This is a genomic window from Nocardia sp. NPDC056611, assembly GCF_042792755.1.
In the GTDB taxonomy this organism is placed as follows: Bacteria; Actinomycetota; Actinomycetes; order Mycobacteriales; family Mycobacteriaceae; genus Nocardia.
This window is the reverse complement of the sequence record NZ_JBHTVV010000003.1, coordinates 1,044,976-1,057,233: the sequence shown is the minus strand read 5'-3', so window position 1 is coordinate 1,057,233 and position 12,258 is coordinate 1,044,976. Positions and strand designations below refer to the sequence as shown.

Here is a 12,258-nt window from a genome sequence, read left to right as displayed (position 1 = left end):
CGCATGAGCTCGAAGTATGCCTCGCGCTCACGCGTCAACGGCCGCCCGCCGCTATGCCGCCCCCGGTCCTCTCGAATCTGAAAGTCCACTACACCCCTTGAGCTGGGATGTTGCGACCACTACTAGAACCCAAGAAATCCGTACGGGGGCTTCGCCATTCGCGGGGGTTGTCAGCGATTCCAGATGCCGCTGTCGATGAAGTCGGACCACACCGTCGCGGGAAACTCCAGGATCGGCCCGAGCCCGCCGTCCTTCGTGTCGCGCACCAGCGTGGCCGCTGCGTCGTGCCGAACTTCGACGCACTGCTTGCCGGAATCGGAGAAGCTCGATTTGTACCATTCGCCCATGACCGGCTTGCTCATGCCGCGTACTCCTTTGCAGTTCGGACCACCAGATCCCTGGTGTCATCCGGTGACAACGCTACCGCTCGCAGACCGTTGATCGCCCTTCGATATTCGTTGACCTCATCGTCGTGTTCATGGAAGACGCTGCCGATGGCTCCTTCCGCGAATACCACCGGCGGCAATGCCATACCGCTTGTGCCCTTGGGGATTTCGAGCAGCATGAAGGCCTGCATGATCAACCCCGGGTGCGGGCCGACCGCGAACGGAATCAAGCGAAGCTCGACGTTGTCACGGGTACCGGCCTCCGCGAGCCAGTGCATTTGTTCCACCATGACCTTCGGAGAGCCCGGCCGGTTCCGCAGAACCGCTTCGGATATGAACGCTTCCAACCGGAATCCGGATTCGTTCAAGCGGGCTTGCCGTTTGGCGGTCAGTTCGATCCGCCGTTCGGTATCCACCGCGGACAGGCTGGGCTCGGTGACATGGATGATCGCCCGCCGATAGTTGGGTGACTGGAGGATGCCGGGGACGATCACCGGCTGGTGCACGATGACCACATCCGCCACGCCCTCGAGCCGTAGGAACTTCTCGAAGTTCGGTGCCACCTGATCCGTGTAGGCCTTCCAGAAGCCCTTCGAATTCCCTTGTGCTTTGGCGGCGCTGTCCTGGGCGCGGACCTCGTCCAGGAGTCTGAGCGCCTCGACTCGGTCCGCCGGCGCCGCGTGGTAGTACTCGAGCAGATCCTTGACCTGTGGCTTCGTGAGTTTGGTCGGGGAGCCCTCCTCCATCCGCATCAGAACGAACCTGGTGACCTCGAGATGCGCCGCCGCAGCCGACAGAGCTGTCCGAGGAGCTTTCGATCGCACCGACTTCATGAAATTGCCGAAATCCATGCGAGAGACCGTCAAACCGGCCATTTGTTAGCCTCGCTATCTGGGGAATGTTCCTTACGCACACGTGCGGAACGCACTTCTATCTTATTCGGCGCGACGTTGGCCATGCACGTATCGCCGCAATACTCTTGGGTGCATCCTTGACGTACCGAACATTCATCGGAAGCAACTGGGAGCCGTAATGCCTTGGGATGCTTGGGCTTTGACGTTCTTGTCCGTAGCTGGGGCAATAATCCTCGTCGTCTGCCTGGTCGAGGATCTGAGAAATTCCGGTCGGTATGGAAATAGGCCCCGCGGCCGTCACCGCCGGGGGCGGAAAGCAATGCGCGCGCGGCGGGAGGTGAATTCCCCATGGACTCCTACGACCGATTGGAGGACTGCGACGTCGGCGACGACGAGCCGACGATGAACTCCACGGAGGCCATGGAATCGCTTGTTCTGCATCGCGATTGCCTCACCGCGCTGTGTGAGCGGAAGATGGCGGCGAGTCAGATCATCCGGGTCGCGCCCGAGCGGCGGAAGTCCGCCAAAGTCATTCCGTTCCCCGCCGCCCGAACGGAGTCGAACCGTGTCCCGCGTGACCGGTGACCGCCACCGCGCACCCCACCGCCCTCCGGCGACTCTCGTCGAGGCGAAGGCCGGGTGGGACCGTCACCGGGCGTGTGCCGACGACTGTCATGCCAAGCGGCACTACGAGTCCGCCGTCCAGCGGATGGTGCGCGGCCGCGGCCCCGGCTGGAACATCTGGCCTGCCGGGGATCGACCGCGCCCCGCCTAACGCCCGGCGAGCGCGGCCACGACGGGAGCGAACCGGTCCGCCACGTGGGCGCCGAATACGAAGTAGGAGAACCCGATCTCCTCTCGGCGCCGCTGGATCTCGTCGATCGCGGCCGCCGGGTCGTCCGGCAGCACGGTCACCGCGTCGGCCGCATGCCACGCGGCGGTGTCGGTGGTGGGCGGCGCCATGTGCGGCGCGACCGTGTCCCCGACCACCGGCACGGCCAGCGCGAGCTCGGGCCCGTCGGCGTGGCGAAACTCCTGCGCCAGCTTCTGGACCTCCCCTCGCGGCTGATCCCCCAACGCGAGCGTGACCGTATCCGCGACCTCCGCCGCCAATGCCCGAGCCTTCGGCCCGAACACAGCCATCGCCACCGGCGTATGCCGTTCGGGCCCATCCAATTCCCGCAGCATCCGCACCGCTTCCCGCATCTCCGCCAACCGCTGCCCCGGCGAGGGCACACCGTCGACCCCCTTCCCCGCCAACTCCTCCGCGATCCCCGGCCGCCCCACGCCGATCCCCATCTCGAACCGTCCCTCGGTCACCAGCGACAGCGAATGCGCCTCCCACGCCGTCAACCACGCCGGCCGCAACGGCGACGCGTAAACCCAAGTCCCCACCCGCAGATCGGTCTCCGCCGCGACGGTCGCCAACATCGGCCCCGGCGCGGGCTGTAACTGCGGGAAGTCCGGCATCAACAACGTCGAATACCCATGCCCCGCCACCCGCCGAGCCTGCTCCCGCCAAGCCTTGACGTCACTCCTGAGCGGCGCGACAACCCCGAATCGAAACGGCCTCGTCATCCCGATCTCCTGTCTCTAGGTCTACCCACAGGATTCGACGCCGCACGCCGCCGAAATTCATCGGGCCACCACGAAACCCCGGCGAACTACCCGCCCCAGGTCTCCTCGCCGAACAACGGGATCTGCCGTGAGGGGGCGGCGCCTCCGAGGCGGCGCAGGCACCTCGCGCAGGTGACGTCCGCCCGGGTCGGTTCCAGCGCGGTGGGATCCCACCCGGAGATCCCGGTGTGGCACAACAGTTCCGGCACTTCCTCCCCCTCGACCCATTGGCCGAGGCTGACTGCGTGCACGGTGCGCCCACGCCGAACGACCGCGTGCACACCCGGCGAGCCGAAGGTGGCCCGGGTGGAAGCGGCCAGGGGCCCGATGTCGGTCATGTGCCCAACGATAAGGACGGACACCGACAACCACGGACCGCCCGACCGCGGGATCACCCACGAGCGCCGACCGCAGGATCACCCGCGAGCGGGCGGATCAGTGGGGTTGTTGCACTTGGCCTTTCGCCCAGGCCCAGGCCGTCAAGAGCCAGTCGGTGTCGACCTTGCGCAAGGCCAGGGTGAAGACCGCGCCGGTTTGCAGCACCGGTTCGCCCCGCACGTTGTAGCCGAAGGTCACCGGGACAACGACATAGGCGGTCGGGTCGGCGATATCGACATGATGGGGTTCACCGAGTTCGATGCGGTAGTCGGAAACTCCGAGATGCTCGCCTTCCGCGAGCGCATCCCTCCACCAGTCCGCCGCGGCAGTCGGCCCCTGCCACACGTGCGGCGACATCCCGTCCAGAATCTGCATCGGGTCGGCGCACGCCGCGACCATCGCCTTCTCGTCGCCGTTGTTGAACGCATCGACGTAGCGGCGCACCGTCTCCATAGGATCGTTCGAGTCAGTCACCACAGCACTCCTCGCCCTGTCTCGTTTCACGCGGTGAATACAGGTAAGAGAACGCACCTCAGCGGCAACGTTAGCACCGAGGAATGGAACGGTTGAGGGTCGTTTCGGTCCTGGCGGGTGTCGGCACCAGCCAGGACCGACACTCCCGCGGCCGGGGACAGTCCGGTCAGGAAGCGTTGCGCGCCGGGGCGATGCGAGCCAGCGCGCCGATCTCCAACGCGGTCCACACGGCGCCGTCGGGACCGGGGGTGATGCCGTGCGGTTCGGAGTGCGGGGTGGGCAGGTCGTGGATGGTGAGGGCACCGTCGGGGGTGATCGTGCCGACGCGGTTGCCGCCCCATTCGGTGAACCAGACGGTGCCGTCGGCGTCGACGGTGACGGCGTGGGGGCGGGCGGCGCGGTCCGGCAGCGGGAACTCGGTGATCTGACCGTCGGGGGTGATCCGGCCGATCTGACCGGCGGCGATCTCGACGAACCACAGCTCGCCGGCGTGCCCGGCGGCGATCCCGACCGGGGCCGCGGCCGCCGTCGGCAGGGGGTGCAGGGCGATCTCGCCGTCCATGCCGATGCGTCCGATGGCGTTCGCCTGGTTGAGGGTGAACCACATTCCGCCGTCGCCGCCGGCGGTGATCGCCGAGGGGAAGGCGCCCGCGACAGGGAGTGAGAACTCGGTGATGCGGCCGTCGACGGTGATCCGGCCGATGCGGTCGGCGGCGGTCTCGGTGAACCACAACGCGCCGTCGGGTCCCGCCGCTATGCCGAACGGACCGGAACCCGTTGCGGGCAGACCGAATTCGTCGATGACGCCGTCGGTGGTGATGCGCCCGATCCGGTCCGCCTGGTACTCGGTGAACCACAGCGCGCCATCGGGTCCCGGTGTGATGATGGTCGGCCCGCAGCCGGGGTCCAGCGGGTGGCTCGTCGGCTGCTCGCCGGGGACCAGTCGGCCGATCCGGGCGCTGTGGACGAGGGTGAACCACAATGCGCCGTCCGGCCCCGCCGTGAGGGCGTAGGGTCCGGCCGCACTGTCGGCCACAGCGTGCTCTTCGATGGATACCTGGGTCAAAGGGACTCCTCCACATCGTGTTCGGCAGCGATGAGTTCGATGTCAGCCGGTGTTCCGGCCAGGGTCTGGTTCGGTGCGCTCACCGAGGCGCCCGGAAGCCGCCGATCTGCTCTTCGAGCAGTTCGGCCAGCCGCAGCGGGGTGCGGTCCTCGAACATCGGGCCGATGAGCTGCACCCCCACCGGCAGTCCCTCGGGGGACAGGCCCGTCGGGACAGCGGTGGCGGGCAGCCCCGGCATGGTGGCCATGCCGGCCCAGACGAGCTGGTCGAAGTACGGGTACTCGACGCCGTCGATGTCGACGTGCCGATTCTCCAGACTGCCGTTGTGGTCGTGCGGGAAGGCGGGAGTGGGCGTGATCGGGCACACCACGGCATCGAACTCGGTGAAGAACCGCCGCCAGGCGTGGCGGTGGAGTTCGCGCCGGTTGTTCGTCTCGACCCACTCGCGGTGGCTGAGCACCATGCCGCGCACCCGCGCGGCATCGAGACTCCGGTCGTCCGCGCCCAGGGCGGCGGCACGGATCCGCAGCTGTTCGTACACGTCGACGGGAAGGTTCGCGGCGGCGTTCGACAGCATGAGCTGCATGTAGACCGTCGCCGCTTCGGTCGGGTCGGGCAGCAGCGGGCTGTGCCGTTCGACGCGGGCGCCCGCGTCGGCGAGCGCGTCCGCGACCCGGTTCACGCCCGCCCGCACCGCCGATCCGGACGGAATCAGCGGATGGTCCTCGATGATCAGGACCCGGAAGTCGGCCGGCCGCTCGTGACGCGCGGGCGGCAGAGCGAGGTCGTAGGCGATGCCGTGGGTCAGCGGGTCCGGTCCGGCCATCACGTCGAGCAGGAGCGTGAGGTCGCGGGCAGTGCGGGCCATCGGACCGACGACAGCGAGGTCGAGGTCGATCGGCAGGGCCGGCGCGGGCGGCGCGACCATGCCGCGGGTCGGCGCCAGTCCCAGCGACGGCTTGTGCGCGTAGATGCCGCAGAAATGCGCGGGGGTGCGCAGCGAACCGGCGAGGTCGGAGCCGATGGACAGCGCGCCGAACCCGGACGCCAGCGCCGCCGCCGAACCACCGGACGACCCACCCGACGTGCGGCTGTGATCCCACGGATTGTTGGTGGTGCCGTAGATGTCATTGAAAGTCTGGATGTCTCGCAGCATCAGCGGCACATTCGTCTTACCGAGCAGCACCGCGCCGGCGGCCTTCAACCGCGACACCTGGACCGCGTCCTCGGCCGGAACATGGTTCGCGTGCTGTGGGATGCCCCAGGTCGTGGGCAGTCCCGCCATGTCGTAGGACTCCTTGACCGTCACCGGGATGCCGAGCAGCGGCCGATCCTCGCCGCGGGCGCGGGCCTCGTCGGCGTGGCGTGCGGCGGCCCGCGCACGATCGAAGTCGGGTACACAGATCGCGTTGATCGCCTTGTCGTCGCGCTCGATGGCGGCGATCGCCTCGTCGGTCAGTTCCACCGAGGTCACCGCGCCGCGCCGCAACGCGGCCGCGAGTTCTTCTGCCGATCGAAGATTCCATTGCATGAATACGACGCTATTGGCCTGCCACAACAGCCATAAAATGCCGGTTCTCGCAAACGAGAAATGCCCAACGGGTGTCCTTCGGCGCGAATTGTCGGATTCGTTCTGCCATATCCCAGGTCACGACGTCGGCCGGGCCGAATACATGGGGCCGAGCCATGAAGTGCCTTTCGGCACAACGGGATAGATGTCACAGCCGGACCCGGCGGCCCCTTCATCCGCGGGTGCGGGCGGTCGGTCGCCGGATCGATCCGGGAAATACATGCGTAGAACGGCCCTGAGCGGCTACGCTGAACCGACAAATAGATAGCTGAGAGTTGCCTGTATCCTGCTCCGGCAGGATCGCCGCTGCACACCGCGTTGCACCGAAGTCACCTATTGGCCACTCACGCGAGGGCGAGCCCGGACGCGCGACAACCCCATCAGGAGGCCGGTCATGGCCGAAAACACCAAGCCATCACTGCTTTCCCGTATTTCCATGAAGCAGTGGTTCGCCATCGCTCTGGCCATCCTGGCCCTGGTGTTCATCGCCGAGAACCGCCACCGCGTCGACATCGAATTCCTGCTGCTCACCATTCGCTCCCCCATGTGGCTGGTACTCCTGGTGACCTTCGGCGTCGGCTGGCTCTCCGGCGTCCTCAGCCGACGCGGCCGCTGACCTCCCTCGCCACCGCGACGCCACTGTCGAAGGTGATCCCCGCCGCGGCGACCCGATAGCGCGGGTCGACGGCGTCCCATGCCTCGACGAGAGGATCGGCCGTGGTGAACGCGACCGGGGTGAACTGGTGGTTCAGCTCGATGGTGACGCCGTCGGATCGGAAGCCGATCACCCTCCCCGGGTACGGGTTTCGGCGCATGAACTCCCGGATATCGATCGGCATCGCACTCCCTATCGGTCGACGAGGTAGCGCTGCATCAGGACGGTGTTGAAGGGTCGTGTCTCGACCAGGCGGAGTGGGATGCGTTTGTCCAGCATGGGGAACATGGGGGTGCCGCCGCCGAGGATGATGGGCGCTACGAAGAGTTGGTACTCGTCGATGAGGTCGTGGGGGATGAGGGAGGCGGCCAGGTTCGCGCCGCCGACCTCCATGACGCCGTCACCCTCGGACTTGAGCCTGCGGACCACGTCGACCGCGTTCTCACTGACCAAGGTGCTGTTCCACTCGACCTCGGTGAGGGTGCGGGAGAACACGTACTTGGGCTTGGCGGTCCAGAGCTCCCCGAACTCGCGCATGATCGGCCCTTCGTCCGCGGGGACGTGGGGCCAGAAGTCCGCCATCAATTCATAGAGGCGACGACCGTGCAGGGAAATGTCGATCTCGCGGTACCGATCGTTGTGGAACTGGTGAAGTTCCTCATCCGGGTCGGTCCAGTCGATATTGCCGTCGCGATCGTTGATGTACCCGTCCAGGGACACGCTGATGCCATAGCTCAGTTTCCGCATAGCTGAGTAGACCTCCTCGACGCTCGAAACTCATCGGTGCGCTGCGGATCCCGGCCATCATCGCACCCGGAGGCCGTGGCCGGGACATACAGCGGGGCGGAATCACTCGGGTTGGAGGTCGATGGCGCTGGTGCCGGTGGTGACGTCGTAGGGGACGGAGACCTGGTCGTGGGCGATGAGCCACGTGTTGTCAAGTTTGCGGAGGCCGTAGGTTACGCGAACCCACATGCCGGGGATTCGGTCGCCGGAATTCGCTGTGCCGGAAAGGCGGGCGAAGGCGTGGCCGTAGGCGACGTCAGCGCCGATGGTCAGGGTCAGGTCACGGAGTTCGTAGTTCACAGTTTCGAAGAACTGGAAAACCTTTGACCAGTTCGCGAGTTTGGCTTCGATGCCGACGTGCTGGAGTGGGGGTTCGACGTCGAAGGAGATGACGTCGGGGGTGTAGGCGTGGCGGATGGCTTCGAGGTCCCCGGCGTGCAGGGCCTTCATCACGCTGTCGATCTGCCCGCGGATCGCGGCCTCCTCCGAGGCGGTGCCGTCGGATCGAACGTTGCTGGATGCGTTCATGATTCGCTCCTAGGAGTTCACGAGAGTGGATTCGGCGGACCGCAGCGGCGCGAGCGCGCCGGTCCAGGCGATCAGCTGGTCGAGGGTCTTGCCGAGGGTGGCGGCGTGTGCGGCGCTCGGGACGAACGTGGTCTGGTTCTCGAAGTCGGTGAGGACCGAAATCCCCACCTGGTAGCCGACATCCGCCATGCCGAGGGTGCTGCACACCGCGCGCAGCTGCACCACGGCGCGAGCGCCGCCGTTGACGCCGTACGAGACGAATCCGACCGCCTTGTTGTTCCACTCGGCGAACAGGTGGTCGAGGGCGTTCTTCACGACCCCCGGATATCCGCCGTTGTACTCGGGGGTCACGATGACGAACCCGTCGCAGGCGGCGATGCGTTCGGCCCACGCGCGGGTGGACTCGTTCGCGGAAGGGCCGAACATCGGCGGGACGGGCTCGTCGAAGTGCGGGAGGGGGTGGTCGCGCAGGTCGATCAGGTCGTAGTCGGCGTCGCCGCGCGTCGAAGCCTGGTCCCGCACCCAGCGGGCGATCTGCGAGCCTTTGCGGTTGGGCCGGGTACTGCCGAGGATGATGCCGATTCTGGTCATGACCGAACTCCTGCTCTACTGAACGTTGCTTGCCCAACCGACGAAGCAGCCGTCCGGAATGTCAGGCCGCCGCCCGTCACCCTGACCGAGACGCCTCGCGTCGCTCACATTCTTGGTCGCCGCATCGTCGATATCGGTAATGGCACGCAGACCGAAGGAGCCGACCATGACCGACCCGCAGCTGCCCGCGGTGATGAACGAACGCCGTCAGCTGATCAACCTCGCCTACCGGCTGCTCGGGTCGCTGGCCGAGGCGGAGGACGTGGTGCAGGAGACCTACGCGCGCTGGTACGCGCTGACCGAACCCCAGCGGCAGGAGATCGAGACGCCCGGGGCGTGGATGACCACCGTCGCCAGCCGGATCTGCCTCGACCTGCTCGGTTCGGCGCGCGCCCGGCGGGAACGGTATGTCGGCGAATGGATTCCGGAGCCGGTACCCGGCCGGACCGACTGGTTGGACGGGCTCGCGCCCGCCGATCCCGCCGACCGGGTCACGCTCGACGAGTCGATCAGCATGGCGTTCCTCGTCGTCCTGGACTCCATGACGCCCGCCGAACGGGTCGCCTTCGTGCTGCACGACGTGTTCCGGTACTCGTTCGCCGAGGTCGCCGATATCGTCGGCCGCTCCCCCGCCGCCTGCCGCCAGCTCGCCTCCAGCGCCCGACGCCGCATCGACACCTCCCGCGCGCCGTCCAGCAGCGAACGCGCCGACGTGGTCCGGGACTTCAAACGGGCTTGGGAGACACAGGATATCGAGGCGCTCATCGGGCTGCTCGACCCGCGCGCGACCGCCACGGCGGACGGCGGCGGCCTCGCGCTCGCGTTCCTCGAGCCGATCATCGGGCGCGAGCAGATCGCACGGGCCTGGATGGAGATCGCCGCACGCGGGCTCCCGATGACGCTGATCGAGCGGACCGTCAACGGACAGCCCGGTCTGGTCGCCGAGCTCGACGACGCCGTCGTCTCGGTCTACGCCTTCGACATCGCCGACGGGCGGATCACCCGCATCTGGGTGATCCGGAATCCGGAGAAGCTGCGGCCCTGGACATCCGGGCTCGCCTGAGACGTCGCCGGGCCGGACAGCTGGTGTCGGCCCGGCGACCACCCTCTACTTCAGATGCCGGTCGAAGAAGCGGTTCGCCGCTTCCCCCGCATGCTGCGGGACGCCGGTGTGACCGCCCATATTCGCGTTCAACGTCTTCTCCTTCGAACCGAACGCGTCGAACAGGTCCAAGGCCATCTGCCGGTCGTTGCCCTCGTCGTCCCACTGCAGCAGGACGTGCAGCGGAATGGTGACCTGGCGAGCCTCCTCCATGATGGCCCGGGGCACGAAACTCCCCGCGAACAGGACCGCGGCCGCGATGCGCGGCTCGACCACCGCCAGGCGGGCGCCGATGGAGATCACCCCGCCCGAATACCCGACCGGGCCGCCGATCTCGGGCAGATCCAGGAGGGCGTCCAGGGCGGCCCGCCATTCCGAAACCGCCTGGTCCAGCAGCGGGAGTATGAGGCGGTCGACGATATCGTCGGTGACCGGCTCGCCGGCCCGCAGCGCCCGCTGCAGATCCGCGCGAGCCTGATCGACGCCGGCGAGACGGGGCCGCACACCGCTGCCGGGGAGTTCGAGGGCGGCCGCCGCGTAGCCCGCCGCCACGGCGGATCGGGCCCTGCCCAGCAATCGCGGGTACATCGTCGGCAGCCCGGCGGCGGAATGACCGACCAGGATCAGCGGTGCCGGGGCGGCGACGGTCGTGGGCGTCCACAGGATGCCGGGGATCTCGCCGAGAGTGAATTCACGCTCGAGAACGGAGTCGTCGAGACGCTTTTCGGAAATGAATTGCATGGTCGTGCCTTTCGGAGTGCACAGAACGGCGCTCCCGGACGACCTATCGCCCGACCATGACTCCGGAGGGGAGCACCCATGTCGATACTGCGTTCACGGGTATCACCTCCTCGTCCTCTGGCACGGTCCCCGGAAAAGTAGCAATGGTCGCCCGGGTCGTCAAAGGGTTTTCCCGAAGACTCCGACGCGGTCAGAGCAGGGCGGCGACCTGCTTCGCCGTCTCCTTCGCCGACCCGGGATTCTGGCCGGTCACCAGATTGCCGTCGACCACGGCGTAGGAGACGAACGGCAGCATGGCCTTCTCGTACCGCGCGCCCCGTTTCTTCATCTCCTCCTCCGCATTGTAGGGCACCAGCTTGTCGACGCGCGCGAGAACCTCTTCCTGCCAGGCGAATCCGGTGAGTTTGCGACCCGCCACCAGGTAGGAGCCGTCGGAGAGGCGGGTGTTGAGCAGGCCGCAGTAGCCGTGGCAGACCGAGGCGACGATGCCGCCGCGTTCGAAGATCTCGCGGGTGATGCGTTGCAGGCCTTCGCTGTCGGGGAAGTCGTACATGACCGCGTGGCCGCCGGTGAAGTAGATGGCGTCGTAGTCGGCCGAATCGATCTCGCCGGGGGCGGCGGTCTTCTCCAGCAGGTTCATCCGGGCCGGGTCGGCGCGCCACGCCTTCGCGGTGCGGTCGTAGTTGGGGAACTTCAGCGACCGCGGTTCCAGCGGGGACGGCCCGCCCGCGGGGCTGACCAGGGTCTGATCGAAGCCGTGCTGCTCGAAGACGTGCCAGGCGTGAGTGAGTTCGGACAGCCACAGGCCGGTCGGATGGGACGGATCGTCGTAGTGGCCGACATTGGTCACGACATTCAAGATGCGCTTGGACATGCTCGAAACTCCTTCTGGTCGTGGATTATTCGGTTACGTGGGCGGGGCTCCCGGCGGCGGGCAGGGAGAGGACGGCGGCGAACGCGGCCCGCACGTGATCGGCCACCTCTCGACTCGACTCCGCCGGGAGCTTGCCGTCCAGGTGCAGGAACGCCAGCCCGTGGGCCAGCGCCCAGCCCGCCGAGGACAGCGCGTCCGAGCCGCCGTCCGGGAAGACGCAGGCCATCGCGAGACGCAGGAGATCGTGGATCTCCTCCGCCGCCGCGACCCGCTCCTCGCCGCCCGCGTCGCAGGCGGTGCCGAACATCAGGCGGAACAGGGCGGGGCGGCGCAGGGCGAACTCCACGTAGACGACCGCCAGTTCGGCGAGGTCGGCGGGTGATTCCGGGAGCCGGCGGCCCTGGGTCAGGTCGGCCTTCAGGTCGCGCAGGCCTTGCGCGGCCAGCGCGGATTCCAGGGCCTCGCGGTCGGCGAAGTGCCGGTAGGGGGCGGTCGGTGAGACGCCCACCTCGCGGGCCAGGGCCCGCAGCGAGAACGGTTCACCGGCCTCGAGTCCACGCATCGCCGCCGCCAGCAGCGAGACGCGCAGGTCGCCGTGATGGTAGCCACTCTTCACTGATGTTGACACTGCTTACA

At 67.4% G+C, this 12,258-nt stretch carries 17 protein-coding genes; 3 read left to right on the top strand and 14 right to left on the bottom strand.

Features of this window, described 5'->3' with window-relative positions:
- Positions 1 to 170: 170 nt before the first annotated feature.
- A complete protein-coding gene (locus ACFRAQ_RS21415) occupies positions 171 to 362 on the bottom strand; it encodes a DUF397 domain-containing protein (protein WP_379102100.1) in 192 nt (63 codons plus the stop codon).
- The gene (locus ACFRAQ_RS21410) at positions 359 to 1,237 is read right to left on the bottom strand and encodes a DUF5753 domain-containing protein (protein WP_379102098.1); all 879 of its coding nucleotides are present in this window, start codon (positions 1,235 to 1,237) and stop codon (positions 359 to 361) included. Before ACFRAQ_RS21410 ends, ACFRAQ_RS21415 begins: the two co-directional genes overlap by 4 nt.
- A 351-nt stretch (positions 1,238 to 1,588) precedes the next feature.
- Here ACFRAQ_RS21410 and ACFRAQ_RS21405 point away from each other — a divergent pair, with 351 nt between their 5' ends.
- A complete protein-coding gene (locus ACFRAQ_RS21405) occupies positions 1,589 to 1,825 on the top strand; it encodes a hypothetical protein (protein ID WP_379102096.1) in 237 nt (78 codons plus the stop codon).
- A gap of 186 nt (positions 1,826 to 2,011) precedes the next feature.
- Here the strand turns inward: ACFRAQ_RS21405 and ACFRAQ_RS21400 are convergent, their stop codons facing one another.
- From ACFRAQ_RS21400 to ACFRAQ_RS21380, 5 genes are all read right to left on the bottom strand, one after another.
- Positions 2,012 to 2,818, bottom strand: a complete 807-nt coding sequence (locus tag ACFRAQ_RS21400; protein WP_379102094.1) for an LLM class flavin-dependent oxidoreductase — start codon at positions 2,816 to 2,818, stop codon at positions 2,012 to 2,014.
- A gap of 86 nt (positions 2,819 to 2,904) precedes the next feature.
- Positions 2,905 to 3,195 (bottom strand): hypothetical protein, encoded by a 291-nt coding sequence (locus tag ACFRAQ_RS21395; protein ID WP_379102092.1) that lies wholly within the window; start codon positions 3,193 to 3,195, stop codon positions 2,905 to 2,907.
- Between the two features lie 97 nt (positions 3,196 to 3,292).
- Entirely contained in the window at positions 3,293 to 3,709 is a 417-nt protein-coding gene (locus ACFRAQ_RS21390) for a nuclear transport factor 2 family protein (protein WP_379102090.1), read from the bottom strand.
- A gap of 166 nt (positions 3,710 to 3,875) precedes the next feature.
- Positions 3,876 to 4,775 (bottom strand): virginiamycin B lyase, encoded by a 900-nt coding sequence (locus ACFRAQ_RS21385; protein WP_379102088.1) that lies wholly within the window; start codon positions 4,773 to 4,775, stop codon positions 3,876 to 3,878.
- A 79-nt stretch (positions 4,776 to 4,854) separates the two neighbouring features.
- Entirely contained in the window at positions 4,855 to 6,306 is a 1,452-nt protein-coding gene (locus tag ACFRAQ_RS21380; protein ID WP_379102085.1) for an amidase, read from the bottom strand.
- A 433-nt stretch (positions 6,307 to 6,739) separates the two neighbouring features.
- Here ACFRAQ_RS21380 and ACFRAQ_RS21375 point away from each other — a divergent pair, with 433 nt between their 5' ends.
- Entirely contained in the window at positions 6,740 to 6,961 is a 222-nt protein-coding gene (locus ACFRAQ_RS21375) for a hypothetical protein (protein ID WP_379102083.1), read from the top strand.
- Here ACFRAQ_RS21375 and ACFRAQ_RS21370 read toward each other — a convergent pair.
- From ACFRAQ_RS21370 to ACFRAQ_RS21355, 4 genes are all read right to left on the bottom strand, one after another.
- The gene (locus tag ACFRAQ_RS21370) at positions 6,942 to 7,184 is read right to left on the bottom strand and encodes a hypothetical protein (protein ID WP_379102081.1); all 243 of its coding nucleotides are present in this window, start codon (positions 7,182 to 7,184) and stop codon (positions 6,942 to 6,944) included. The genes ACFRAQ_RS21375 and ACFRAQ_RS21370 overlap by 20 nt on opposite strands.
- A gap of 8 nt (positions 7,185 to 7,192) precedes the next feature.
- The gene (locus tag ACFRAQ_RS21365; RefSeq protein ID WP_379102078.1) at positions 7,193 to 7,747 is read right to left on the bottom strand and encodes a dihydrofolate reductase family protein; all 555 of its coding nucleotides are present in this window, start codon (positions 7,745 to 7,747) and stop codon (positions 7,193 to 7,195) included.
- A gap of 102 nt (positions 7,748 to 7,849) precedes the next feature.
- The gene (locus ACFRAQ_RS21360; RefSeq protein ID WP_379102075.1) at positions 7,850 to 8,314 is read right to left on the bottom strand and encodes a YybH family protein; all 465 of its coding nucleotides are present in this window, start codon (positions 8,312 to 8,314) and stop codon (positions 7,850 to 7,852) included.
- 9 nt (positions 8,315 to 8,323) lie between these two features.
- Complete coding sequence (locus tag ACFRAQ_RS21355; RefSeq protein ID WP_379102073.1) at positions 8,324 to 8,905, bottom strand: NADPH-dependent FMN reductase; 582 nt, start codon at positions 8,903 to 8,905, stop codon at positions 8,324 to 8,326.
- Positions 8,906 to 9,071: 166 nt separating this feature from the next.
- Between ACFRAQ_RS21355 and sigJ the strand changes: the two genes are divergently transcribed.
- Positions 9,072 to 9,968, top strand: a complete 897-nt coding sequence (gene sigJ / locus ACFRAQ_RS21350; RefSeq protein ID WP_379102071.1) for an RNA polymerase sigma factor SigJ — start codon at positions 9,072 to 9,074, stop codon at positions 9,966 to 9,968.
- 45 nt (positions 9,969 to 10,013) lie between these two features.
- Here the strand turns inward: sigJ and ACFRAQ_RS21345 are convergent, their stop codons facing one another.
- From ACFRAQ_RS21345 to ACFRAQ_RS21335, 3 genes are all read right to left on the bottom strand, one after another.
- A complete protein-coding gene (locus tag ACFRAQ_RS21345) occupies positions 10,014 to 10,748 on the bottom strand; it encodes an alpha/beta hydrolase (RefSeq protein WP_379102068.1) in 735 nt (244 codons plus the stop codon).
- Positions 10,749 to 10,938: 190 nt separating this feature from the next.
- Positions 10,939 to 11,622 (bottom strand): type 1 glutamine amidotransferase domain-containing protein, encoded by a 684-nt coding sequence (locus tag ACFRAQ_RS21340; protein WP_379102066.1) that lies wholly within the window; start codon positions 11,620 to 11,622, stop codon positions 10,939 to 10,941.
- A gap of 25 nt (positions 11,623 to 11,647) precedes the next feature.
- The gene (locus ACFRAQ_RS21335; protein WP_379102064.1) at positions 11,648 to 12,250 is read right to left on the bottom strand and encodes a TetR/AcrR family transcriptional regulator; all 603 of its coding nucleotides are present in this window, start codon (positions 12,248 to 12,250) and stop codon (positions 11,648 to 11,650) included.
- Positions 12,251 to 12,258: the final 8 nt, after the last annotated feature.